The organism is Methylobacterium sp. CM6244, from assembly GCF_054817885.1.
The window spans coordinates 622503-646055 of record NZ_CM139247.1 but is presented as its reverse complement, the minus strand read 5'-3'; the positions used below and the strand labels follow the sequence as shown (position 1 = coordinate 646055).

Sequence of the window (23553 nt, the reverse complement as noted above, 5' to 3'; positions counted from 1 at the left end):
AGGGCGGGTTCATGCCGAATCCTTTCTCGACCGCTCCGGTAGACACCGCTTCCCGTCGTCCCGAGCCGATCCCGCTAACGGTCCTCACCGGCTTCCTCGGGGCCGGGAAGACCACGCTCCTCAATCGCATGCTGCGCGATCCGGCCCTGTCGGACACCGTGGTCATCGTCAACGAGTTCGGCGAGATCGGTCTCGATCACCTGCTGATCGAGACGGTGGACGAGGACATGATCCTTCTCGGCGCCGGGTGCTTGTGCTGCACCGTGCGCGGCGACCTCATCGCTACCCTCGAGGATCTGCTGCGCAAACGCGACAACGGACGGATCGCGCCGTTCCGCCGGGTCGTCATCGAGACGACGGGCCTCGCCGACCCGGCTCCGATCCTCCATGCCCTGATCTATCACCCCTATCTCGCCATGCGGTACAGGCTGCAGGCGGTCGTCACGGTTGTGGACGCGATCAACGGCGCAGCCACAATCGACGTTCATCCCGAAGCCCTGCGCCAGGTCGCCGTAGCCGACCAGCTCATTCTCGCGAAGGAGGATCTCCTCTCGGGTGGCAGCGAAGCCTTACGCGCCCGGCTTCATGCCGTGAACCCGATGGCGCCGATCCACGGCCCCGACATCGCTCCGACCGATCTGCTTGGCGGGTTCTTCGGCCTCGATGGCAAGAGCGAGGAGGTCCGGGCCTGGCTCGGCGCTGAAGCCTTCCCGGATCACGATTCCCATCATGGCCACCACCATCACGACGTGAACCGGCACGATGCCGCGATCTGCGCTTTCACACTCACTAGCGACGTGCCGGTAAAGCGGGCGGCTTTCGAGATGTTCCTCGACCTGCTGCGCTCCGGACATGGCCCCAAGCTCCTGCGCTTGAAGGGGCTCGTCGCGCTTGCCGACGAGCCGGATCGTCCCATGGTGGTTCACGGTGTGCAGCACGTGATCCACATGCCGGTCCAACTCGCCGCTTGGCCCGACGAGGACCATCGCTCGCGTCTCGTCCTGATCGTGCGCGATCTGGAGCCCGCCTTCGTCACCGGCTTATGGGATGCCTTCCTCGGACGGCCGAGAATTGATGCGCCCGATGCCGTAGCCCTGACCGCCAACCCATTGGCGATCCCAGGGGCCTGATCCACCAGAAATCTCTGCCAAGACCGTCCCGTTTCAGGAATAACCGGGCGGCATTCGATTTGATTCTATATACCATGCTTCGCCGCGAGGCGAAGAATTCTGTCCCGTTTCGGGACGGATCGGTAGCGGGATCGCCGAATGAAACAGGGGCTGAGCATCATTGAGGGCGGGCTGCTCATAGAGGCGGGTAGCATCGGGGCGGATCACGAACCGGCGGAGTGGCACATCGACCTGCGGCGGCCCAACCTGGTGGAGCCGATCGAAGCCGAGGCGTGGCGTGCATTGCTCACTCGCATCCGCTGGCCGGAACCGATCTACGCGGATCCCGACTACCTGCTCACGGCTGCCGTGCACCAGTCCGGCGGCCGTGACTTGGTCTTTGCCTTTGCCTGGAGCGGGTCGGGCGAGCGCGCTCGCCTGCGCGGCGTCATTCCACTCGCCATGCCGCACGGCCTGTGGGGCAATGGTCGGGTACAGGCCTGGTATCCGCCCGGTCCGGTTCTCGCCCCCACCATCGAACCCGGCTTCCTCGATGAGGTCGAAGCCGCGTTGCGGGCTGCGATCAAAGCGGTCCATCCCCGCTCGACCCTGATCATGGTACCGTCTCCGGCCGCGCCCGCACCGAAACAGGCGGCCCTTCTCGCACAGCCGGTGCCTGCGGAGGTCGTTCCGGCGAGGGATCGAGTCAGCATCCGCCTTGTCGGACCTTGGGCCCGTGATGGCGTTGAGATCGAGCGCATCACCGAACCCCGCAGCATTCGCGATGCCGTCGAAGCCTATCTCTCTTTCGATGCGCAGGTGTCTGGAAACCCCATCGTCGCGGATCCGTCCGCCTCGTCCATGGTCAGGGTGGTCACGCGGCGCTTCGCCCAGCGTCGCCAGACCAGCGTCGATTTCGCGCGCAAGGACGGCGTCATCGTCGCGGCAGCCCTGCGCCTCGGCGCCGGTCCGGGCTCGATCGTGTGGCGCCAGGCCGAAGCGCGAGCGGCCTGACGCGATCCGCCGGATCGTTCGGCCCATTTGATGCCGAGGGCGGGACCCGCGACGTCGATCGTCTCGAGAATCGACGTCGGTCTCTCGGAGCGGGCCCTATTCGTCCTCACCGAACTTGTTGGCGAGAAGGTCTGTGATGGCCGCCAGGCACGCCTCGGCATCGCTGCCCGATGCCACCACGGTAATCGAGGTACCCTGTGCCGCGCCGAGGGTGAGCAGCCCCATGATCGAGCGCCCGCCGACGGTTTCGCCGGAGCGCGTCACCGTCACTGCAGCCTCGAACTTCTCCACGGTCTGCACGAACTTGGCCGAGGCCCGCGCATGCAGGCCTCGCCGGTTGATGACCGGGAGAACCTTCAGTTGGCCGCCATCGGGGACCGGGACTTCGGCCTCGGCATCATCGTCGTAAGCGTCGCTCATGGGCCTGTGCCGTCCCTGTCGCCGGTGCGCCAACGGTAAGCCCGAGGCGACCGGTCCGATCCTCGTTCAGTGATGGCACGGCCGCGCCGAGGAAAGGCCGCGCGAAATCGCCACGCTTGCCTGATAGGCCGACAAGGGATGTTTGGGAAAGTCCGATCGTCTCGCGGAAGTGTTATTTGCCGGCGAGGACGCGAGACGCGACGTTGATGTACTTACGACCCGCTTCCTGGGCATGCAGCACCGCATCGCCCAGGGGCTCTGCGTCGCGCACGCTGGCAAGCTTGATCAGCATCGGGAGGTTGATACCGGCCACGACCTCGACAGTCCCGCCATTCATGCAGGAAAGGGCCAGATTCGACGGCGTCCCGCCGAACATGTCGGTGAGCACGACGACGCCTTTGCCGGAATCGACGCGATCCACGGCGGAGACGATGTCGAGCCTGCGCAGCTCCATATCGTCCTCGGGACCGATCGTGATCGTCTCGATCTGCTTTTGCGGACCGACCACATGTTCAAGGGCAGCCTTGAACTCCGTGGCGAGCAGCCCGTGGGTGACGAGCACCATTCCAATCATAGACACGTGTTCCGACACCCAGTGGGAGCCGCCATTTTGTGCAGCGCAAGGTCGGGCGCAAGACGAGAGTTGCGTTCTCACGCCTCCTAGCCCCCTGATCATGTCATGTGGGTCGTCGCCACGCTACATGGGAGAGCCGAATTCGCATGAGACGGTGCTGAGGTGCGTCCATGGGGCAACGCTCGCCTGCTTCAATAGGGTATCGAGGACGATTCCAGGCGCCAGCCCCCGATCGCGAATGCTGCGGTCCAGCATGATTCGGCGAATCGCCACGCCGATGAGATCGACGGAAGTGACGGGCGCTTCTGGCAACCGAGGCAGCGTCTCGACGAGATCGACCACGAGCCGGATCACCGCCGCATCCGCCAGAGGAAATGCGCGTGCGAGGCCCAGGCCCCGAATTTCGATGAGGCCGTGCAGGGCCGGATGACCGTGCGCGACGATGCGGTCGTGATGCCGATCGAGCCCGATACGGTCGTCGCCTACTAGCGCGGCATAGGAGCCGTTCTGCCGAGCCCGGTCGAGAAGGGCGAGGGCCAAGCTCGATTTACCGGCCCCCGATTCGCCCCTGATGAGAAGCCCCGCCTCTCCCATGACGAGGCAGGTGGCGTGGATCGTGACAGCCCGCGAGGAAGTTGGCCGTTCCACGGGCGGGCTCGTCTAGCGGGAAGCGGCGGGAAGGCGCACGACGAACCGCGCGCCGCGCACCGTTGCCTCGCCCTCCTCGTCAGCCGGGCCGGGGCGGTTTTCCGCTCTGATGGTGCCCCGATGGGCCTGGACGATCTGGCGCGAGATCGACAGGCCGAGACCGGAATTCTGACCGAACCCCTGCTCCGGCCGGTCGGTGTAGAAGCGCTCGAAGATCCGCTCCAGGGCATGTTCGGGGATGCCGGGCCCCTCGTCCTCGACGATCAGTTCCACATCGCCGCGGACCCGGCGCAGGGCCACCCGCACCTTGGCGTCCGGGGGCGAGAACGAGCGGGCGTTGTCCAGGAGGTTGTTGACGACCTGACCGAGCCGGCTGTCATGCCCGAAGATCATGAAGGGCGCCTCCACATCGCCGGGGGGCGTGTCCACGTCGAACTGGATGAGGGCGTCCTTCGGGCGTCGCCGCTCGTTGGCGACGGAGACCACCGTTGTCATCAGCTTGTGCAGGTCCACCTTGCGCGCCTCGGCGCGGGCGAGCTCCGCATCGAGGCGCGAGGCGTCCGAGATGTCGCTGATGAGGCGGTCGAGGCGCTTCACGTCGTGCTGGATGATGGCGAGCAGGCGCGAGCGGGAATCGTCGGTCTTGGCGAGGGGCAGCGTCTCGACGGCGCTACGTAAGGATGTGAGGGGGTTCTTCAGCTCGTGGCTGACATCGGCGGCAAAGCTCTCGATGGCGTCGATGCGCCGATAGAGGGCCTGGGTCATGTCCCGCAGGGCGCCTGACAGGTGGCCGATCTCGTCGGTCCTGCCGGTAAAGTCGGGGATTTCTTCCCGCGACTTGATGCCGAGGCGGACCTTCTCGGCGGCGTCGGCGAGGCGGCGGACGGGCCCGGCGATGGCTCCGGCGAGAAGGATCGACAGGACCAGCATCACGGAGGCGGCGATGAGGAACACCTGGAGTAGGCCGAACCGCTCCGAGGCGATGACCCGATCGATGTCGCCGCCTTGCGTCGAGAGCATCAGGGCGCCCCGGACCGTGCCTGACCGCAGGATCGGAACCGCTACGGAGACGTTCGTCTCGCCGGCCTCGTTGCGGCGGACGAGGGTGCCGCGGGCGCCGCCGAGGGCGACCTGGACTTCCTTCAGGCTGTGGCCGCTCGCCGGTCCGACATCCTCCAGAACCGGCGTCCGAGCGGTGCCGAACAGCTTGGCCTGGATGAATTCCCAGGCCTGTTCCAGCAGGTTGCGCTTGCTCCTGACGACGATGCCGTCGCTGCGGCCCATCTCGCCGCGGGCCGAGAGCGTGCGGGTGTCGAACAGCAGGCCGCCATCCTGGTCGTAGACCCGCGCGCGATTGCCCGTCGGTGTAATGAGGCGGCGCAGGAGCGGCGCCACCCGCTCGGGGTTGAGGGAGAAGGTGAGCGGGGAGGGGTTGTCGTCACCCGCACCGCCTTCGCCGGCCTGCAATTGGAGCAGCTTGTCGGGGTCGATGCGGATCGCGTCGGTATCCACCGAGGCCGAGGAGGAGATCGCACCGGCGATGATCTCGCCCTGGATCAACAGGCTCTGCACCCGCGCCTGGATCAGCCCCTGCCGGAACTGGTTCAGGTAGAGGAAGCCGAACAGCAGGGCGATCAGCCCGACGAGGTTGAGAACGACGATCCGGCGGGTCAGGCTCGACGAGGCGCGCTGGCCGATGCCGCGCCAGATCGTGCGCGGCAGGGCCAGGAGGCCGCGTTGCGGGGCGTCGGCTTGGTCTTGGGAATCCACGATCGTCCGAGGTTGGAGAGTCGGCCCGGAATGGGCGCCATCGTTGCAGCAAAAGCACCGCCACGGAACGCCCGAAACCACCGCCACGCGACGGCGAAACTCGTCCGTTCGAGCGGGCGGCGCGTGGCGGTGCCGGGCGGGGGGAGTTCGGCGTCCGTGCGCCGCGCTCAGCCTTCCTTGAAGCGGTAGCCGACCCCGTACAGGGTTTCGATCATGTCGAAATTGGTGTCGACCACTTTGAACTTCTTGCGCAGGCGCTTGATGTGGCTGTCGATGGTGCGGTCGTCGACGTAGACCTGGTCGTCATAGGCCGCATCCATGAGGGCGTTGCGGCTCTTCACGACGCCGGGCCGGTGGGCCAGGGCCTGCAGGATGAGGAACTCGGTCACCGTGAGGGTGACGGCCTCGCCCTTCCAGGTGCAGGTGTGCCGCTCCGGGTCCATCATCAGCAGGCCCCGCTCCAGGGAGCGGGCAGCGGCATCGGCCTCGCGCGCGGCAGCGCCCGGCCCGTCCTTGGGGGCGAAGCGGCGCAGCACGGCCTTCACCCGCTCCACCAGGAGGCGCTGCGAGAACGGCTTATGGATGAAGTCGTCGGCACCCATCTTGAGGCCGAACAATTCGTCGATCTCCTCGTCCTTCGAGGTGAGGAAGATCACCGGCAGGTCGGATTTCTGGCGCAGGCGGCGCAGCAGTTCCATCCCGTCCATGCGCGGCATCTTGATGTCGAAGATCGCGAGGTCGGGCGGGGAGTGTTTCAGCCCGTCGAGGGCCGAGGCGCCGTCGGTGTAGGTCTGGATCCGGTAGCCTTCGGTCTCGAGGGCGATCGAGACGGAGGTGAGGATGTTTCTATCGTCGTCCACGAGGGCGATGGTGGGCATTTCGCGTTCCCTGTTGCTCGGATGCGGCCTTCGCGGACGTCAGTTCGCTCATGTCGTCTCCGCATCCCGCCCTCCGAAGACGAGGGCCGGCAAGACGCGCTGGCGAACCATTCGAGAAGCAGGGTCGCATTCGCGCGGAGAGTCAGGCTGTGTAAAGACTTCGGTTGAAAAAAGCGAGCTTGCTCGGTGGATAGATCGGTTTGACGCTTGACTGAGGCCGTCGTGCCGCAGTCCGGCGGCCTCGCGTAAGCGGTCCGAGTACCCCTATCATCGCGATTCTGAATGAAGGCCGGCGGTCGAAAAGTCCGGTCCGAGACCTTTTGAGGGCAGGGTGCACCATGGCTGACGGAAACCGGATCGAAGAGGGTCGGGGCGAGGCGGGAGAGGCACCGCCGCAGCGGCGGGGGCCCGCCGCACCGCTCCCGGCCTCCGAGGCCCCGTTCGATGCGATCGGCCTCGCCCGGCATCTCCTGCGCAGCATCCGCTCCGGGGCGCTGGCGAGCCTCGACGCCCAGGACGGGACGCCCTTCGCCTCGCTGGTGACGATCGCCACGGATGTGGACGGCACGCCCCTGATGCTGCTCTCGCGCCTCTCGGCCCATACGCGCAACCTCCTGGCCGATCCCCGCGCGTCGCTGCTGTTCAGCGCCGGCGGCAAGGGCGATCCCCTGGCCCATCCCCGCCTCACCGTCACCGGCCGCGTCAGCCAGACCACTGAGCCGCGCATCCGCGAGCGCTTCGTCGCCCGCCACCCGAAGGCGAAGCTCTATGCGGACTTCCCCGATTTCGGCTTCTTCGCCCTCGAACCCAGCGCCGGGCATCTCAACGGCGGTTTTGCCAAGGCGGCCACGTTGACGCCCGCCGAACTCCGCCTCGACCTGACGGGAGCCGAGGCCCTGATCGCCGGCGAGCGCGGGGCGGTGGAGCACATGAATGCCGACCATGCCGACGCGCTCGCCCTCTACGCCAAGGGCGAGGGCAGCGGCGACGGACCCTGGCGCCTGACCGGCCTCGATCCCGAGGGGATGGACCTCCTGGCCGGCGACCGGACCGCGCGCATCCGCTACCCCGCGCCGGTCACCGACATGGGCAGCCTGCGCAAGGTCCTGGTGGAGATGGCCGCGAAGGCCCGCGGCGCGGAGGAGGATCGCGGCCCGGTTCCGAGCGGCGGTTGAACCGGGCCTTCCGCCACGCAAGCGACGGGCCTGCCGCTACGCAATCGAAACGACTCCGCGTTTAGGTGAGGCGAGGCAGGCCTCCCTTCGGGACGCCCATCGGCAGGGTGGCGAGCGGTGATCGGAGGCAGAGAGCGGAGGCAACACTCGGCCGTGGCGACCATGATGGTCTTTGCCCTGGCCATCGCGCTTCCTCTCATGGTGCTCACCGTCACCACCACGGATTGGTATGTCGCGGCGGAACGCGCTCGCCTGCAGACGATGGGGCAGCTCACCGGAGACCACCTCCGCGAGCGCCTCGACCGCGATCTCTCCGAGATGAGCGCGATGGCCAGGACCCTGGCGACCTCGCCCTCCATCGACGCCCAGGATTGGGCGCGGTTCGACGCCCAGGGCCGGGCGCTGGTGGACACCACCGAGTTCACCGTGTCCCTCACCCGCTTCGACGGCCGCCACATCGTGAATACGCGTGTGCCCGCCGGTCAGCCCATGCCCACCTCTCCCCGGCCCGACATCGTCGCGGCGCTGCTCGCCACCCGGCTTCCGGTCATCTCGTCGGCCGTCAAGAGCGCGGTGACCGGGGCCGACATCATCCTGATCTGCGCCCCGGTCCTGCGCGGCGGCCCACCGGACATGTACGTCTCCGTCGCCGTGCGGGTGGATCACTTCGCCCCGCTGATCGCCCAGGCGGCGATCGACGATTCGTTCGCCGCCGTCTTCGTCGATGGCGCGCAACACGTGATCGCGCGAACGAGCGATGTGCCGAAACCGTCCGCATCGCCGGCCGGCAGCCCGTTTCCACCCATGTCGAAGCTCCAGCTGCTGGAGGATTGGGAGAAGGCGGAAGCGAGCGTCATGGAGTTCCGCCATCGCTCCGGCGTCTCCGACTGGACGGTGGTGACCGGGCTGGACCGGGACGCGTTCGAGGTTCCCCTGCGGCGGTCCCTCGTGATCCTGTCCCTCCTCGCCTTCGCGCTGCTGGGCAGCGGCGGGATCGTCGCCTGGCTTTATGCCCGTCAGGTGGCGAAGGCGGTGCGAGCGCTGCGGCGGGCCGTCAAGGCGATCGGGCGGGGCGAGACCGTCGAGCCGCCCTCCAGCCAGATCCGCGAGGTGAACCAGATCGGCCTGGCCCTCGTGACGGCAGCCCGCGTCTCGGCCGAGCAGCGCGCCACCATCGCGGAGGCCAATGCTCTCCTGGAGGTCCGGGTGGCCGAGCGCGGTCGTGAGCTCGCGGCGAGCCAGGCGCATTACCAGCTCCTCGCCGAGACCATGACCGACGTCGTCATCCTGCGCCATGGCGATTGGCGCATCGCCTATGTGTCGCCCTCCGGCGCGGCGCTGTTCGGTACGGAAGGGCCGGATTTCGATCCGCGCGCGCGCATCCACCCCGACGACCTGGCCGCCTTCTCGGCCGCGGATGCCCGCCTCGGCCCCGACCGGCCGAGCATCGTCTCCCTGTTCCGGATGCGCCATGCGGATGGCCGCTGCATCTGGATCGAGGCGGTCAACGACCTTCTCACCTCGGCGGAGCCGGGGGACCCCAACGTGATCTCCACCCTGCGGGACGTGACGAAGCGGCAGGATCAGGCCGACGAGCTGCGCATGGCCCGCGACGCCGCCGAACTGGCCCAGGCCAAGGCCGAGAATGCGAGCCGGGCAAAATCCGAGTTCATGGGTCTCGTGAGCCACGAGATCCGGACCCCCCTGACGACGATCAAGGGCTTCACCGACCTCCTCGCGCACACGACCGGCCTCTCGACCGATCAGGTCCGCTATCTCGCCCTCGTCGGGGCGGCCACCGATTCGCTCATCGGCACGGTGGACGATGTTCTCGACTATGCCCGGGCCGGGCAGGGCGACCTGCGCCTCGACCGTGTCCCCCTCGACTTTCCCGCCCTGGTGAGGGGGGCGGCCGATCTGGTGCGGCCCATGGCCGAGGCGAGGGGTGTCGCGATCGACGTGACCGTCACCTGCGAAGGCTCCCGCCACGTCCTCGGCGACGAGCGCCGCCTGAGGCAGATCCTCCTCAACCTGCTCCAGGACGCCATCGGCACGCTGCGCCGGGGCAGCGTCGCCCTCGCGCTGCAGGGTCCGCGCGGCGGCGAGCCCGTCGAGCGCTGGCGCGTCTCCGTCACCGCGCAGGCCGACGAAGACCCGGAACAGGCCGCGTCCCGCACCGTGGCTCTCGATGGCAGCGGCCTCGGTTTCATCATCGCCCAGCGCCTCGTCGGCCTGATGGGTGGCGGGCGCATCGACAGGAGCACGCCGCAGGGCGAGACGGCGGCCTACCGGTTCTCCCTCTCCCTGGCGCCGGCGCCCGTCCTGACAGACGCCGCCCCGGTCCCCAGCCCGGCCGCAACCGGGGCGGGCCGCATCCTCGTGGTGGAGGACAACCCGATCAACCGGGAGGTCGTCCAGGCGATGCTGCATCGTCTGGGCTACGGCGTCGACATGGTCGCCGACGGAGAGGCGGGCATCCGCGCAGTCCAGGCCAGCGCCTACGACCTCGTCCTCATGGATGTGTCGCTGCCCGGAATGGACGGGACCACGGCCATCCGGCGCATCCGCTCCCTGCAGCACCCGGCGCGCCGGGTGCCGATCGTGGCCATGAGCGCCAATCTGATGCCGGACCGGGTCCGGGACCTCACGGGAGCCGGCGCCAACGGCTATCTCGGCAAGCCGTTCGATCTCCCGACCCTGTCGCGGGCGGTGGCCGAGCAGATCTCTTCCATCGTGCTGCGGGAGCGGGACGAGAGCATGCCGATGCCGGAACGGCCGCCGATCTTCGACCGGGCGGCCTTCGACGCCCTGATCGCCGAGATCGGCGCGGAGGCGGCCCGCGAGGCGGTGCGCGCCTTCGTCCGGCGCCTCGACCATTCCGCGGTGGACCCGGGCGCGGCCACTGCGGAATCACTCGCCGCCGAGGCCGACAGGACCGGATTCCGCGACCTCGCCAAGGCCTACCGGACCCTCGCCGCGCTTTCCCCCGGTGCCGCGCGCGACGAGGCCGAGGGGCGATGCCGCGTCGCCCGCGACCTGATGAACCGCATGGTCCACGAGATCACCGGGCCGACCATGCCCGAGATCCGCCAGACGGTGGCTTTGCTGTGAGGGGCTATCTCACAACGCCTGCTGCATAAGACCATAACCTTTTACGTTCGGGCGATTTATTTTTCGCTGTAGCGAAAAACCGTTTGGCATCGCCATTAAGCGCCCCTACATTTAATTGTGTGACCGCGACCTGGGACGAGCATAAGCGCAAGGCCAACCTGCTCAAGCACGGGCTGGACTTTGCCGACTTCGACGCTTTGTTCGATGCGGAGCGGGCGCTCATTCGCCCGACCCGGCCGAGCCGCACTGGCCGCAACCGCTACATGCTCATCGGCGAATGGAACGACGTCCTCGTCGTGGTCGTCATCGTTTCACCCCTGGGGACAGAGGCGTTCGATATCGTCAGCATTCGCCGCGCAGATACAAAGGAGAGGAAGGCTTATGACGACCACCAATCCCAAGCCTGAGGGCGTCAGCTTCTCCCAGGACGACTGGGACGAGGTGGCCGACTCGCCCCCGATGACCGAGGCCGAACTCGCCGAACTCAAGCCCCTCAAGGAAGGGGCGCCGGAGATCTACAAACTCATGACGAAGCGCGGGCGCGGCCGGCCGCCCGTTGAGTCCCCCAAGGTGAACCTGACGCTCCGGGTCGATCCCGCCGTGCTGGACGCCTACAAGGCGACCGGCGCGGGCTGGCAGACGCGGATGCACGAGGCCCTTGCGAGGGGCGCGGGAGACTTGGCGAGGCGCGCGGGAGACTCGGCGAGGGGTACAGGAGACTTGGCGCGATGACGGGCGAACGGATCTATTCGGTGGAGCTTCGCCGAGAGGAGGACGGCGCGCTCCACGCCTATTGCTCTGCCGTGCCGGAAGCGATCGCCTGGGGGGCGACCCGCGAGGAGGCATTGCATGAAAAGGGGGAGGCCCTGTTGGCCGTCCGGCGGGGACATGAGCGCTGGGGCCTTCCTATGCCGCCGCCAAACGAGGGGACTCCGGAGGAGACCGAGCGTGTCGCCTTACGGGACGTCGTCTCTACCAGACGACGATGACGTCGCCTCACCGTCGGCTGTTATGAGACCCGTCGCACCCGGAACCGAGGGGCGCGACCACGTGCTGACGCGGCTCCGCTTGGCGTGCCGGGGCCACACTGCTATCTCCCGACACGCGTCCACACACCGAAAAGCCGTGCGCCGGGCCCGTCCTTACGCCGACGGACCGCGACCGCGCCGGAGACAGACCCCTCGATGACCACCGTCCCCATCGACAACATCCGTAATTTTTCCATCGTCGCGCATATCGACCACGGCAAGTCGACGCTGGCGGATCGGTTGATTCAGACCACCGGCACGGTGGCGCTCCGTGACATGAGCGAGCAGATGCTCGACTCCATGGACATCGAGAAGGAGCGCGGCATCACCATCAAGGCGCAGACCGTGCGCCTCGAATACAAGGCGGAGGACGGCAAGAACTACGTCCTCAACCTGATGGACACCCCCGGCCACGTCGACTTCGCCTACGAGGTCTCGCGCTCGCTCGCGGCCTGCGAGGGCTCGCTGCTGGTGGTGGACGCGTCCCAGGGCGTCGAGGCGCAGACGCTGGCCAACGTCTACCAGGCGCTCGACGCCAACCACGAGATCGTGCCCGTCCTCAACAAGATCGACCTGCCGGCCGCCGAGCCCGAGCGCATCCGTGCCCAGATCGAGGAAGTGATCGGCATCGACGCCTCCGAGGCGGTGGCGATCTCGGCGAAGAGCGGCCTCAACATCGAGGCGGTGCTGGAGGCCATCGTCAAGCGCCTGCCGCCGCCCAAGGGCGACCGCGACGCGCCCCTCAAGGCGTTGCTGGTGGACAGCTGGTACGACGTCTATCTCGGCGTCGTCGTGCTGGTGCGCATCGTCGACGGCGTGCTCAAGAAGGGCATGAACATCCGCATGATGCGGGCCGATGCGGTGCACGGCGTCGACAAGATCGGCGTGTTCCGGCCGAAGATGGCCGATATCGGCGAGCTCGGCCCCGGCGAGGTCGGCTTCTTCACCGGCTCGATCAAGGAGGTCGCCGATACCCGCGTGGGTGACACGCTCACGGAAGACAAGCGCCCCTGCAAGGAGATGCTGCCGGGCTTCAAGGACGTGCAGTCCGTGGTGTTCTGCGGGCTCTTCCCGGTGGATGCCGCCGAGTTCGAGACCCTGCGCAGCGCCATGAGCAAGCTGCGCCTCAACGATGCGTCGTTCTCGTATGAAATGGAGACCTCGGCGGCGCTCGGCTTCGGCTTCCGCTGCGGCTTCCTCGGGCTGCTGCATCTCGAGATCATCCAGGAGCGTCTGGAGCGCGAGTTCAACCTCGACCTGATCTCCACGGCCCCTTCCGTGGTCTATCGCCTGCAGATGACCGACGGGACGATCAAGGAATTGCACAACCCGGCCGACATGCCGGACGTGATGAAGATCACCGCCATCGAGGAGCCGTGGATCCGCGCCACCATCCTCACGCCCGACGAGTATCTCGGCGGCGTCCTGAAACTTTGCCAGGACCGGCGCGGCACCCAGGTCGACCTCAACTACGTCGGCAAGCGCGCCATGGTGGTGTACGACCTGCCCTTGAACGAGGTGGTGTTCGACTTCTACGACCGCCTGAAATCGATCTCGAAGGGCTACGCCTCGTTCGACTACCACATCTCGGATTACCGGGAGGGCGACCTCGTGAAGATGTCGATCCTCGTCAATGCCGAGCCGGTGGACGCCCTCTCGATGCTGGTCCACCGCAGCCGCGCCGAGCATCGCGGCCGGGCCATGTGCGAGAAGCTGAAGGACCTGATCCCCCGCCACCTGTTCCAGATCCCGGTCCAGGCGGCGCTCGGCGGCAAGATCATCGCCCGCGAGACCATCAAGGCCCTCTCCAAGGACGTGACCGCCAAGTGCTACGGCGGCGACATCTCGCGCAAGCGCAAGCTTCTCGACAAGCAGAAGGAGGGCAAGAAGAAGATGCGCCAGTTCGGCCGCGTGGAGATCCCGCAGGAGGCGTTCATCGCTGCGCTGAAGATGGACGATTGAGGAAGGCCGAAGGCGGGGCACTGTCCGTTTTCAACCCCAGGTAGCGCTGCCGGGTTCGGCAACCCGGCCTTAAGACATCCGGCTTACGATGCCTCGTCCTAGGTATCGTGACAGGGACGGCGTCCTGGCGGGAGCGAGGGCGGCGTTGTCAGAACCAAGACCCCGAGGGGGGCTTGGGAGGGGGTGAGATGATCCTGGTGCGACGACTCGCTCGCAGGTTCCAGTCGGCGCATACGTGGATCGCCTTCGGAATCCTGGCGCCTGTGGGCATGCTCGTCGTGTCGGCCATCATGTTGCTCGACCTCCGGCAGGATGCCTGGGAGAAGGCCGAGCAGACCTCCCAGAACCTGCTGCAGGTCATCGAACGCGACATCGCCCGCAACATCGAGATCATCGATCTCTCGCTGCAGGGCGTCATCGAGAACCTGAAACTGCCCGCTCTGGCCAATCTCTCGCCCGACCTGCGTCAGCTGATCCTGTTCGACCGGGCCACCACCGCGCAGGATATCGGCGTGATCCTCGTCCTCGACGAGAAGGGCGACAGTATCCTCGACGGCCAGGCCATCCCGGCGCGCCCCGTCAACAATTTCGACCGCGACTATTTTCAGGCCCACAAAGCCCGGGCCGGCCTCGGCCTCCTCATCAGCCGGCCGCTGCTGTCGCGCCTGACCGGCGCTCGTGTGATGGTGCTGAGCCGCCGTGTCGACAAGCCGGACGGGTCCTTCGGCGGGGTGGTGCTGGGCACGCTCAAGCTGTCGTATTTCACGCGGCTGTTCGATCGCCTCGGCCTCGGCAGCGAGGGCGCGATCAACCTGTACCTGCGCGATGGCACGCGCATCATGCGCTACCCGTATATCGATTCCCAAATCGGGCTGAGCATCGCCGGCTCGTCCAATCTGCAACGATTCGTGCGGGAGGGCAGCGGCAGCTTCGTCGCCCCATCCGCCCGCGACGGGGTCGAGCGGAACTATGCCTTCACGCAGGTCGCGACCTTGCCGCTGATCCTCAACGTCGCCCTGGCGGTGAACGAGATCGAGGCCGAATGGCGCGCGAAGGCGATCGTCATCAGCGCCATCGTGGTGGTGCTGTGCGGCCTGACCATCGGCCTCTCGCTCCTGTTCGGCCGGGAGTTGGAGCGGCGCACCGCGATGCAAATCGAACTCGCCCGCCAGTCGCGCACCGATGCGCTGACCGGCCTGCCCAATCGCCGCCGGTTCGAGGAGGCCCTGGCCGCCCTGCGCAGCGACGCCGCCCTCGCGACCCGTCCCTTCGCGCTTCTGGCCATCGATGCCGACCACTTCAAGCGTTTCAACGACCGCTACGGGCATGCGGTGGGGGACGACGTGCTGCGCGGCCTCGCCCGGTGCCTGCTGGAGAGCATCCACCGGCCCGCCGACATCGTCTGCCGGGTGGGCGGCGAGGAATTCGTGATCCTGCTGCAGGACGGCGACAAGGACGAAGCCCTGCGCATCGCCGAACGGGTCCATACCAGGGTGGCGCTTCTGTCGGTGGAGGCGGCCGGGATCGAAGCCGGATCGGTGACCGTGAGCATCGGCGTCGCGACCATGGGCGCGCCCGCGACCGATCCCCTGGCGCCATCGGACCTGTACAGTCTCGCCGATGCGGCCCTCTACGAGGCCAAGGCCAACGGCCGCAATCAGACCCGCTGCGTCGAGCGCCGTCGCGGGGAGGCGGACCGGCGGCAGGCGAGCTTTCGTCTGGCGGGCGCCTGACAGAGCGCATCACCACCCCCGGTCGATGCGGAGCGGTTGGGACCGCGATCCCGGCACAGGCCTTCAACGGGCCGAGACGGCCAGTTGCCGCGTCGCTTCGCCGAGGTCGCGACCCTGGTCGCGCAGGTGGCCGGAGGTCGCCCCGAGGGTCTGTGACGAGGCCAGCGCCTCCTCGGTCGTGGCGCGCAGGGCGTCGAGGTGGCGGGTCGCTTCGAGGATCGTGCCGCGCACCCGCGACACGCCTTCGGCGATGCCGCCCGCAGCCTCCTGGTGGGAGGCGCTGACGCGGGAAATGTCGGCAGCGCTGACGCGGACGGATGTCACCTCGTTCCGCACCGAGGCGAGGGAGGCGGTCGACTGGGCGGCGACCTCCCTGAGGCGACCGATCTGCTGCGAGATCTCGGCTGTGGCGGTGCTGACCCGGTTCGAGAGGTCCTTCACCTCCGCGGCCACCACCGAGAAGCCACGTCCGGCGTTGCCCGCGCGGGCCGCCTCGATCGTGGCGTTGAGGGCCAGGAGGTTGGTCTGGGCAGCGATGGTGCCGATGAGGTCGCTGATCTGCCCGATGCCGGCGATCCGCTCCTGGAGTTCGGAGAAGACGTCCACCGCTTGATCCAGGATGCCGCCCGTCCGGTCGGCGATGATCTCGACCTGCCCGGCATGGGCGCTCGCCTCGCGCGAGAGCGCGACGAGGCCCTGAGCGGCATCCGACACGCCGTCGATGTCGCGGGAGGCGGCGAGGTTCGCCCGGTCCGCCTGGGCCCGGCTTTCGTCCACGGTCTCGGCCACGGCGAGGACCGTGCGGGCGCCCGCCTCCACCTGCATCGTCGTGTCCGCGAGCCCGGAGGCGATCCCGTCGAGGGCCGCCATGAGCGAGCGGACGCGCTCGCGCTGGGCATGGTCGGTGATCGTGATGGCGAGGCGGTCGGCCACGTAGGCCATCAGTTCGAGCAGGGCTTCGCTCAACTCCGCCGTCTCGCGGGAGAAGAATTCCAGCACGATCTCGACCCTGTCGCCGATGCGGACCGGAAACATGAAGCAGCCGCGTACGCCGTTTTCCCGCGCCGCCGTCGCCCGGACGAAGCCGGGCACAACCGTCACGTCCTCGCAGGAGATCGCGCGTCCCTCCGCGCAGACGCGCCCCACCAGCCCTTGGCCGGGGGCGAAGACCGCCCGCTCCGAACTGGCGACGAAGGCGTCCGCCCGCCCCGGCTCGTCGGACGGGGCGAGGTACCACGCCCTCATCGAGACCATTCCGCCCGCGGCGCCCATTCCACTGGCGTCCACGCCGTCCTGATCCATGCGTCGATAGGCATGGGCGATCGGCCATTCGGTGAAGCGGCCGACGATGGCGAGGCAATCGACGATAGCGGCCTCCGGCGTCGGCGCGTTGGTGCAGGCACGCGAAATCGCGTTCAGGAAGGCGAGCACCGCGCCGAGGTCGTGCGACAGCATCCCGGCCGCAGGCGGGTTCTCTTCCCGCCGCCGACCGGTCCTGCCGAGCCATCCGTCGACGATCGACCTGACCATGAAACCCTCATGCGAGCCTTGCGAGCCTGTCGGTCCGGGCGACCGGAAGCCGGGCCCGGTCGGCAGCCTCTTTACAGCCGGAACTTAGCGTCCCTTTCCTTGATCAAGCCTTCGGTTCATCACGCGCGACTGGGTAATTTGGTATCAATCCTGCGCAAATTCTCATCAAAGATCAGGCGCGACCGCCCACGCTGCCGGGAGTTCATGGCGGTTCCGGTCCGTGCGGAATTCGGGACGTACCCGCGACGGGTTTCCTCCAGGTTCACCTCGCCATCCTCGATCGCCTCTCCGCGCTTCGCCCTTCGCCCCTCGGCAAGGGCGGCCTCCCCACAGGCATCGTGCGCTCGACCCTTGATGGACAACCTGAGGTATACTAACCCGCTCTTCTCTCCTGAGGAGGCGTGGATGTCGATCGACGGTGATTCCCTGAGCGCGATCGTCGCGGAACTCTCGATCCGTCCGGGACATGAGAAGGTCAGGGCTCTGCTCTACCGCCTGCTGACCGAGGCGCTGGGCGCCAAGAGCGAGCAGATCTTCTTCGAGAGAAAGATACCTGAGGTTAGGGGCCGTCTCGATGCCCTGCTCGGCCGGACGATCATCGAGATCAAGTCCGACCTGCGCCGGGAGGGCAAGGAGGCCGAGGCCCAGCTCACCCGCTACCTGCCCGAACGCGAGGGGGCCACCGGTCAGCGTTACGTGGGGCTCGCCACCGACGGCGCCAGCTTCGTCGCCTACGAGATGCGGGACGGCGTCCTGGTGCGGCTCACCGAGCACGAGGTGAGGCTGGCGGATGCCCGTGGCCTCACCGCCTGGCTCGAAGGCGTCATCGCCGTCCTCGACTGGCTGCCGGCGGACGCGGCCGGGATCACCAACGAGCTCGGCCGCCAGAGCGCCGCCTTCGCGCGGACCCTCGGCCTCCTCGCCAAGGCCTGGGAGGCGCTGGCGGCGGACCCGGAGGCGGTCCTGAAGCGGCAGCTCTGGTCGCGCCATCTCGGCTTCGTCTACGGCAAGGCCATCGACGACGACACGCTCTGGCTCCAGCACACCTACCTGGTCATCCTCGCCAAGGCCATCGCCGCCGGAACCATGGGCGCCACCGGGCGCTCGCCCGAGGATCTGCTGTCGGGGCGCGCCTTCCACGAGGCGGGGGTCCACGGCGCGGTGGAGACGGACTTCTTCGGCTGGGTGATCCAGGCGCCGGGCGGGGAGGCCATCGTCGCCAGCCTGGCCGCGCATGCCGCCCGGTTCGACCTCGGCAGCGTCGATGTCGACCTTCTGAAGGTGCTCTACGAATCCCTCATCGATCCGGCGCAGCGCCACGATCTCGGTGAATATTACACCCCCGACTGGCTCGCCCGGAAGGTGGTGCGGCGCGCCCTCGACCGGCCTGCCGAGCAGACCTGCCTCGATCCCGCCTGCGGCTCGGGCAGCTTCCTGTTCCACGCCGTGCGCCTCAAGCGCGAGGCCCTGATCGCGGCGGGCGTGCCGCTCACCGAGATCGCGTCGCGCTGCTGCGCCTCGGTCACGGGGCTGGACGTCCATCCGGTGGCCGTCATCTTCGCCCGCGTCACATACTTGTTGGCGCTCGGCGACGCCCTGCCGGGGCGAGGCGGCGACATCTCCCTGCCGGTCTATCTCGGCGATGCGCTGCAATGGAACGTGAAGCGGGACGCGTTCGAGAGCGACCTCGTGGTCGAGGTGCCGCGCGACCCCCGCGAGGGCCGCAAAGGCGCGCCGACCCTGCGTTTTCCCCTCGGCCTCTGTGCCGATCCGCCCCTGTTCGACCGCGTCGTCACCGCCATGCACGATGCCAGCGAGGCCGGCCGCACGGCGGACGCCTTCGCGCGCGGGCTCGCGGGGCTCGGCGTCGCGGCGGAGCAGCACGCGACGCTCGTCACCACCTTCACGATCTACGACCGCCTGCGCCGGGCCGGGCGCGACCATGTCTGGGGCTTCTTCGCCCGCAACCTCAGCCGCCCGGTCGCGCTCTCGGACGGCGCCAGGGTCGACGTCGTCATCGGCAACCCGCCCTGGCTGTCCTACCGCTACATGGCGCCCGCCCTGCAGGCGCTGTTCCGGGATACCGCGCGCCGGCTCGGCATCTGGGTCGGCCCCGACGAGGCGCGGCTGGTGACGCAGACCGATCTGTCGGGCCTGTTCTTCGCACGGGCGGCGGAACTCTATGTCCGGCCGCCGGAGGGTGACCTGCCGGGCGGGCGGGTCGCCATGGTGCTGCCGCTGGCCGCCATGAGCCGGGGCCAGTTCCGCGCCTTCCGCACCGGGGATTGGACCGAGGTCCGTGTCGCGTTCTCGGACGCCTGGGTTCTCGACAACCAGGCTGTCTCGCCCCTGTTCAGGGTTCCCACCTGCGTCCTGTTCGCCGATGTCACGGCGGGGGAGGCCCGGCCGACGCCCATGCGGGTCACGGCTTTCGCCGGGCGCCTTCCCTTCAAGGACGTGCCCGAGGAGGTGGCGGATCGCTGCCTGCGGCAGGACCGGGCCGATGCGCCGGTGGCGGCGAGTTTCGAGGCGGGCTCGCCCTATCGCCCGCTCTTCCATCAAGGGGCGACCCTCGTTCCGCGCATGCTGTGTCTGGTGGATCGCGTTCAGTCCGGCCGTCTCGGCGGCAACGCCGCTCTTGCGAAGCAGGCGGTCCCCACAGGAGAAAGCTCCTTGGCGAGACCTGCCCGCTCAACAGGGGGCTGTCGAAAGCGGTTACGTCCGGCCGGTCTATCTGGGCGAATCCATCGCGTCGTTCCGCGTTCTGAACGCATTCGAGGGCATCGTGCCCGTGGCGTCCGATGGGAATGTTCTCGACGCAAAACAGGCGAACGATCGTGGTGTGAACCGTCTCGGCGCCTGGATGCGACAAGCCGAGGCAAGCTGGGCGCAACACAGCGCCGGACGCATCACCCTCAAGCAGCGATGGAATTTCCAACGCGGATTGTCCTCGCAATTTCCGCTGCCGCCCATTCGCGTGGTCTTCGCCAAGGCCGGATTATGGCCCGCGGCCTGTATCGTCAGGGATCGCCGGGGAATCATCGACCACAAACTCTACTGGGCGGACATTCCTTCCGAGGACGAAGCCCGCTTTCTTATCGCCATCCTCAACAGCGAGGCGGCTCGCATCCGCATCGCCCATCTGCAGAGCCGGGGTGAGCAGGGCGCGCGGGACTTCGACAAGCTGATGTTCACGCTTCCGATCCCCCGCTTCGACCCGCGCGAGGCGGTCCATGCCGGGCTGGCGGCGGAGGGCGCGGTGGCGGAAGAGGTGGCGGCCGCCGTCGCGCTGCCCATGGGGGCCTCGTTCCAAAAGGCGAGGGCCCTGGTGCGGGACGCCTTGCGGGAGGAGGGCGTGTCGGCCCGCATCGACGCTTTGGTGGAGACGCTCCTCGGGCCTGATCCGCGCCTCGCCCTGCCGGACGACGAGGCCGTTCCTGCCCACGACGAGGAGGAGACCGTCGACGCCTGATACCGAGGCCCGGCGGATGACCGCCGCCGCGCGGACAGGCCTGAGTGAGCCGGACCCGGCGAGGCTCGGTTCGAGACCGCTACTGGGCCTTGTCGCCGGTTTCCGGGGCGGTCCGGTCGGCGGGCGGTTCGGCGGTCGCCACCGCCGTGCGTTCCAGCATCGGCTGGAGGCGGATGGCGAGCTCGCCGCCGAGATGACGGGTATAGGCGGCCTTGAAATAGCGCTGGCCGGTGCCGTTGCCGAAGAGCCGGTCATGGGTGCGGATCATCGCATCCACCTCGGGGCGGCAGAGGAAGCCGATGATTCCCGCCGCCTCGTACCAGCGGCCCGCCCGGGCGTGCCGCATGGCAGCCGGGTTGGCCATCACCGTCTCGGCGAAGCAATCCGTGGCGGCGCGCTCCAGCGGCGCCATGGCCGCATGGGCGTGTCCGGGTGTGCGGGGTGCCGCGCTTGCGGCACCCGCCGTCGCGACAAGGGTCAAGAGAGCGCCAAGCAGCCGAGCTTTCATCGCGCACATACCTCGAGGTCGATCGAAATCGATTCGCCCCAAGTATTCATCGAAGACTTGGACAGGAACAGGGCATGATGCGCCCCGAAACCTGCGATGCGAGATTTCGTGAGCCGACTGTGCCCGGCCGATCACAGGGGCCGGATCAGCCCCGCTTCTCGGCGTTCCAGCGGCCGGAGCAGCGGATCGCGCCGTTGCTCGTCCATGTGCCGCTGCCGTAGCCGCCGCGATCCAGCTGGCCGACCACGGTGGCACCGTCGGAACCCCGCATGATCGTCGCCCGCACGGAGCCGTTGCCGGAGACGCGCCCCCGGATGTCGAAATCGCCGCCGGGATAGCTCGCCTCGCCCTTGGCGATCCGGACGCCGTAGCGATAGGCGCGATCGCAGGGGCCGTCCTGGGTGATGACCTCGATGCTCCAGGCGCCGTCGTAGCGGTTGGGCACCGAGACCTTCCGCGTGGCCGCCTCGGTGGTCCCGAGGGACGTCGTGAGGAGGGCGAGGGAGCCGGCGGCAAGAAGGAAGCGTCGCATCGTAGCCTGTTCTGCAAGGACGTGATCGGGGCTGGGAACGTCCCTGATCGCGTATCGGTTGCGGTTCACGCTGTCGTGGCTTCGCCCAAGGCGGCCTGAAGCAGCGTGAGGAGATCACCTCCCGCGTGCAGATAGGCATCGACCCCCGCCGCTTTGAGCCCCTCCGCGAGATCGCCGGGCTTGCCGGCGAGGTACACGGTCGTCGCGCCCGCTTTCTTCAGAGCCTCGGCCGCCGCGACGGCGTGGGTGGCGTAGAGGGCGTCCGACGAGCAGAGGCAGGCGATGCGCGCGCCGGATGCGGCGAAAGCCCTGGCCAGTGCGTCGCTCTCCGAAAAACCCTCTTCGTTCACCGCCTCGATGCCGCCGGCCGCGAAGGCGTTGGCGGCGAAGGTCGAGCGGGCGTTGAAGACGGCGACCGTCCCGAGATTGGCCAGGAACACCCGAGGGCGCCGCCCCGTCGCGGCAAGATGGGCGTCGGACGCGTCGCGCAGGGCTTCGTAGGGCTCGGCGAGGCGGAAGGAGGGCAGGGCCTCGCAGGTGGTCGTCCCGGCTCCGTCGAGGGCGAAGGCGGGCGCCACGACATCGGAGGGCGGCAGGTCGAGGACCGTCACCGGCTTCTCGGCGAGGAAGGGGAACTCGCTCGCCCCTGTGAGCGGCTCGCGGCGCGTGGCGACGTTCTTCGCGCGGGTGGCGCGGGTCTCGCCGATCCGGGCCTGGATCGCGCCGGCCTGCAGGCTGGCGACGATGCCGCCCTCCCGCTCGATCGCCTGGAAGGCGGCCCAGGCCGTAGTGGTGAGTTCCTCGGTGAGCGCCTCGAACCCGCCGGCCCCAGCCGCCGGATCAGCCACGCGGGCGAGGTTGGATTCCTCGATCAGGACGATCTGGCTGTTGCGGGCGACGCGCCGGGCGAAGGCGTCGGCGAGGCCCAGCGAGGCGGTATAGGGGATGACGGTGACGGAATCGGCGCCGCCGAGCCCGGCCGAGCAGGCGGCCATGCCGGTGCGCAGAATGTTCACGAACGGGTCGTTCCGGTTCATCATCCGCCACGCCGTCTCGGCATGCAGCCGCAGCGGCTTCGGGTCGAGCCCGCAGGCGGCCTCCACCCGCGCCCAGAGGCGGCGCATGGCGCGGAACTTGGCGATGGTCAGGAACTCGTCGGCATCGGCCACGAGAAGGATGGCGACGGCATCGCGGGCGCGGGCGAGGTCGTGCCCGCCGGCCTCCAGCATGCGCAGATAGGCGACGGCCGTGGCGAGGGTGGCGGCGAGTTCCGCCGCCTCGCTGGCCCCGGCTTCGTGATAGGGGCGCCCGTCGGCGAGCATCGCGCGGCCGGTGAAGCCGGCTCCGTCGAACTCCGACAGGAGCGCCGAGACCGCCGCGCCGATCTCAGGGAGCGTCGCGTCGAGGCGGCCGGTGGCGGCGAGCGTCCCGATCGGGTCGAGGCCGAGATCGAGGTCGAGGCTGCCGAGATCCTCGTTGCGGTGCGCGGCCAAAGCCTTGACCAGGCGGGCGGCCTCCAGCCCCCGCCCGCCGGCATCGAGCCGCGTCGCGATGAGGGAAAGCATCACGCCCGACAGGGCGGTGTCGAGGGTTGCCACGTCTCCGGCATCGAGGCCGAAGCCGCGCGCCGAGACCGCGCCCGCGAAGACGAGGTTCAGCGCATCGGCGCCGCCTTCGAGATCGGCCATCGCGAGATCGTGGGCGGCCTGCGCGTCCGGGTGGTCCACCCGCTGGGCGATGCGCCAAGGGCCGGGCGCGCGCATGGGCTGCGCCACCGGAGCGGCGGGCTCGTAGAGCGGTTCGATCCGGATGCCGTCCGCCGTCTTCGAGACCAGGCGCTTCTCGAAATCGCCGCCCTTGAGCACGCCCTCGACCAGGCCGAGCCACCGCTCGCGGGTGGGCGTGGGGAACAGGTCGGCGAGGGGGCGATTGTCCATCGTCAGGGCCTTGGCGCACGCTTTCGCCGGCCGCGCATGGCCGGACGCTGTCGGCGACAGCCCTCGCACGGCGAGGCTTGCCGGGCAACACGCCGGACTCATCAAAGAAATCAGCGCGGACTCAAAGAAAAACGAAGGTCGGAGCCAAGTCC

At 68.4% G+C, this 23553-nt stretch carries 20 protein-coding genes; 11 read left to right on the top strand and 9 right to left on the bottom strand.

Annotated elements, in window-relative coordinates:
- Positions 1 to 11: 11 nt before the first annotated feature.
- Complete coding sequence (locus ACYQML_RS02995; RefSeq protein ID WP_461234653.1) at positions 12 to 1130, top strand: CobW family GTP-binding protein; 1119 nt, start codon at positions 12 to 14, stop codon at positions 1128 to 1130.
- A gap of 138 nt (positions 1131 to 1268) precedes the next feature.
- Entirely contained in the window at positions 1269 to 2123 is an 855-nt protein-coding gene (locus ACYQML_RS02990) for a GNAT family N-acetyltransferase (RefSeq protein WP_056422384.1), read from the top strand.
- Positions 2124 to 2219: 96 nt separating this feature from the next.
- On the opposite strand, the gene ACYQML_RS02985 is transcribed toward ACYQML_RS02990, so the two are convergent.
- The 5 genes from ACYQML_RS02985 to ACYQML_RS02965 all read right to left on the bottom strand — a co-directional run bounded on the left by ACYQML_RS02985 (position 2220) and on the right by ACYQML_RS02965 (position 6413).
- Complete coding sequence (locus ACYQML_RS02985; protein ID WP_461234652.1) at positions 2220 to 2543, bottom strand: HPr family phosphocarrier protein; 324 nt, start codon at positions 2541 to 2543, stop codon at positions 2220 to 2222.
- Between the two features lie 172 nt (positions 2544 to 2715).
- A complete protein-coding gene (locus ACYQML_RS02980) occupies positions 2716 to 3117 on the bottom strand; it encodes a PTS sugar transporter subunit IIA (RefSeq protein ID WP_026597351.1) in 402 nt (133 codons plus the stop codon).
- Between the two features lie 123 nt (positions 3118 to 3240).
- A complete protein-coding gene (locus ACYQML_RS02975; RefSeq protein WP_461234651.1) occupies positions 3241 to 3765 on the bottom strand; it encodes an HPr kinase/phosphorylase in 525 nt (174 codons plus the stop codon).
- A gap of 12 nt (positions 3766 to 3777) precedes the next feature.
- Positions 3778 to 5535: a stimulus-sensing domain-containing protein gene (locus tag ACYQML_RS02970; protein ID WP_405030638.1), complete on the bottom strand. Its 1758-nt coding sequence runs from the start codon at positions 5533 to 5535 to the stop codon at positions 3778 to 3780.
- A gap of 167 nt (positions 5536 to 5702) precedes the next feature.
- Positions 5703 to 6413, bottom strand: a complete 711-nt coding sequence (locus ACYQML_RS02965; RefSeq protein WP_018046124.1) for a response regulator transcription factor — start codon at positions 6411 to 6413, stop codon at positions 5703 to 5705.
- Between the two features lie 338 nt (positions 6414 to 6751).
- Here ACYQML_RS02965 and ACYQML_RS02960 point away from each other — a divergent pair, with 338 nt between their 5' ends.
- From ACYQML_RS02960 to ACYQML_RS02930, 7 genes are all read left to right on the top strand, one after another.
- Positions 6752 to 7588 carry a HugZ family pyridoxamine 5'-phosphate oxidase gene (locus ACYQML_RS02960; protein ID WP_461234650.1) on the top strand — a complete coding sequence of 279 codons (837 nt, stop codon included), beginning with the start codon at positions 6752 to 6754 and terminating at the stop codon, positions 7586 to 7588.
- 162 nt (positions 7589 to 7750) lie between these two features.
- Positions 7751 to 10699 (top strand): response regulator, encoded by a 2949-nt coding sequence (locus tag ACYQML_RS02955; RefSeq protein ID WP_461235648.1) that lies wholly within the window; start codon positions 7751 to 7753, stop codon positions 10697 to 10699.
- Positions 10700 to 10818: 119 nt separating this feature from the next.
- A complete protein-coding gene (locus tag ACYQML_RS02950) occupies positions 10819 to 11106 on the top strand; it encodes a BrnT family toxin (RefSeq protein ID WP_311275785.1) in 288 nt (95 codons plus the stop codon).
- The gene (locus tag ACYQML_RS02945) at positions 11081 to 11431 is read left to right on the top strand and encodes a BrnA antitoxin family protein (RefSeq protein WP_311275786.1); all 351 of its coding nucleotides are present in this window, start codon (positions 11081 to 11083) and stop codon (positions 11429 to 11431) included. The genes ACYQML_RS02950 and ACYQML_RS02945 overlap by 26 nt, the downstream gene beginning before the upstream one ends.
- Complete coding sequence (locus tag ACYQML_RS02940) at positions 11428 to 11688, top strand: type II toxin-antitoxin system HicB family antitoxin (protein ID WP_461234649.1); 261 nt, start codon at positions 11428 to 11430, stop codon at positions 11686 to 11688. The genes ACYQML_RS02945 and ACYQML_RS02940 overlap by 4 nt, the downstream gene beginning before the upstream one ends.
- A gap of 195 nt (positions 11689 to 11883) precedes the next feature.
- Positions 11884 to 13689 (top strand): translation elongation factor 4, encoded by a 1806-nt coding sequence (lepA, locus tag ACYQML_RS02935; protein WP_056422367.1) that lies wholly within the window; start codon positions 11884 to 11886, stop codon positions 13687 to 13689.
- Positions 13690 to 13877: 188 nt separating this feature from the next.
- Positions 13878 to 15422 (top strand): GGDEF domain-containing protein, encoded by a 1545-nt coding sequence (locus tag ACYQML_RS02930; RefSeq protein WP_461234648.1) that lies wholly within the window; start codon positions 13878 to 13880, stop codon positions 15420 to 15422.
- Between the two features lie 63 nt (positions 15423 to 15485).
- Here ACYQML_RS02930 and ACYQML_RS02925 read toward each other — a convergent pair whose 3' ends face one another.
- A complete protein-coding gene (locus ACYQML_RS02925) occupies positions 15486 to 16952 on the bottom strand; it encodes a methyl-accepting chemotaxis protein (RefSeq protein WP_461234647.1) in 1467 nt (488 codons plus the stop codon).
- Between the two features lie 405 nt (positions 16953 to 17357).
- Between ACYQML_RS02925 and ACYQML_RS02920 the strand changes: the two genes are divergently transcribed.
- Together ACYQML_RS02920 and ACYQML_RS02915 are read left to right on the top strand one after the other, a co-directional pair.
- Positions 17358 to 20111: an N-6 DNA methylase gene (locus tag ACYQML_RS02920; RefSeq protein WP_461234646.1), complete on the top strand. Its 2754-nt coding sequence runs from the start codon at positions 17358 to 17360 to the stop codon at positions 20109 to 20111.
- 28 nt (positions 20112 to 20139) lie between these two features.
- Positions 20140 to 20424 (top strand): hypothetical protein, encoded by a 285-nt coding sequence (locus ACYQML_RS02915; protein WP_461234645.1) that lies wholly within the window; start codon positions 20140 to 20142, stop codon positions 20422 to 20424.
- Positions 20425 to 20503: 79 nt separating this feature from the next.
- Here the strand turns inward: ACYQML_RS02915 and ACYQML_RS02910 are convergent, their stop codons facing one another.
- The 3 genes from ACYQML_RS02910 to ACYQML_RS02900 form a co-directional block, all read right to left on the bottom strand.
- Positions 20504 to 20932 (bottom strand): hypothetical protein, encoded by a 429-nt coding sequence (locus tag ACYQML_RS02910; RefSeq protein WP_419953077.1) that lies wholly within the window; start codon positions 20930 to 20932, stop codon positions 20504 to 20506.
- A 145-nt stretch (positions 20933 to 21077) separates the two neighbouring features.
- Entirely contained in the window at positions 21078 to 21464 is a 387-nt protein-coding gene (locus ACYQML_RS02905; protein WP_056422356.1) for a hypothetical protein, read from the bottom strand.
- Between the two features lie 65 nt (positions 21465 to 21529).
- Entirely contained in the window at positions 21530 to 23401 is a 1872-nt protein-coding gene (locus tag ACYQML_RS02900) for a methylmalonyl-CoA mutase family protein (protein ID WP_461234644.1), read from the bottom strand.
- Between the last annotated feature and the right edge of the window lie 152 nt (positions 23402 to 23553).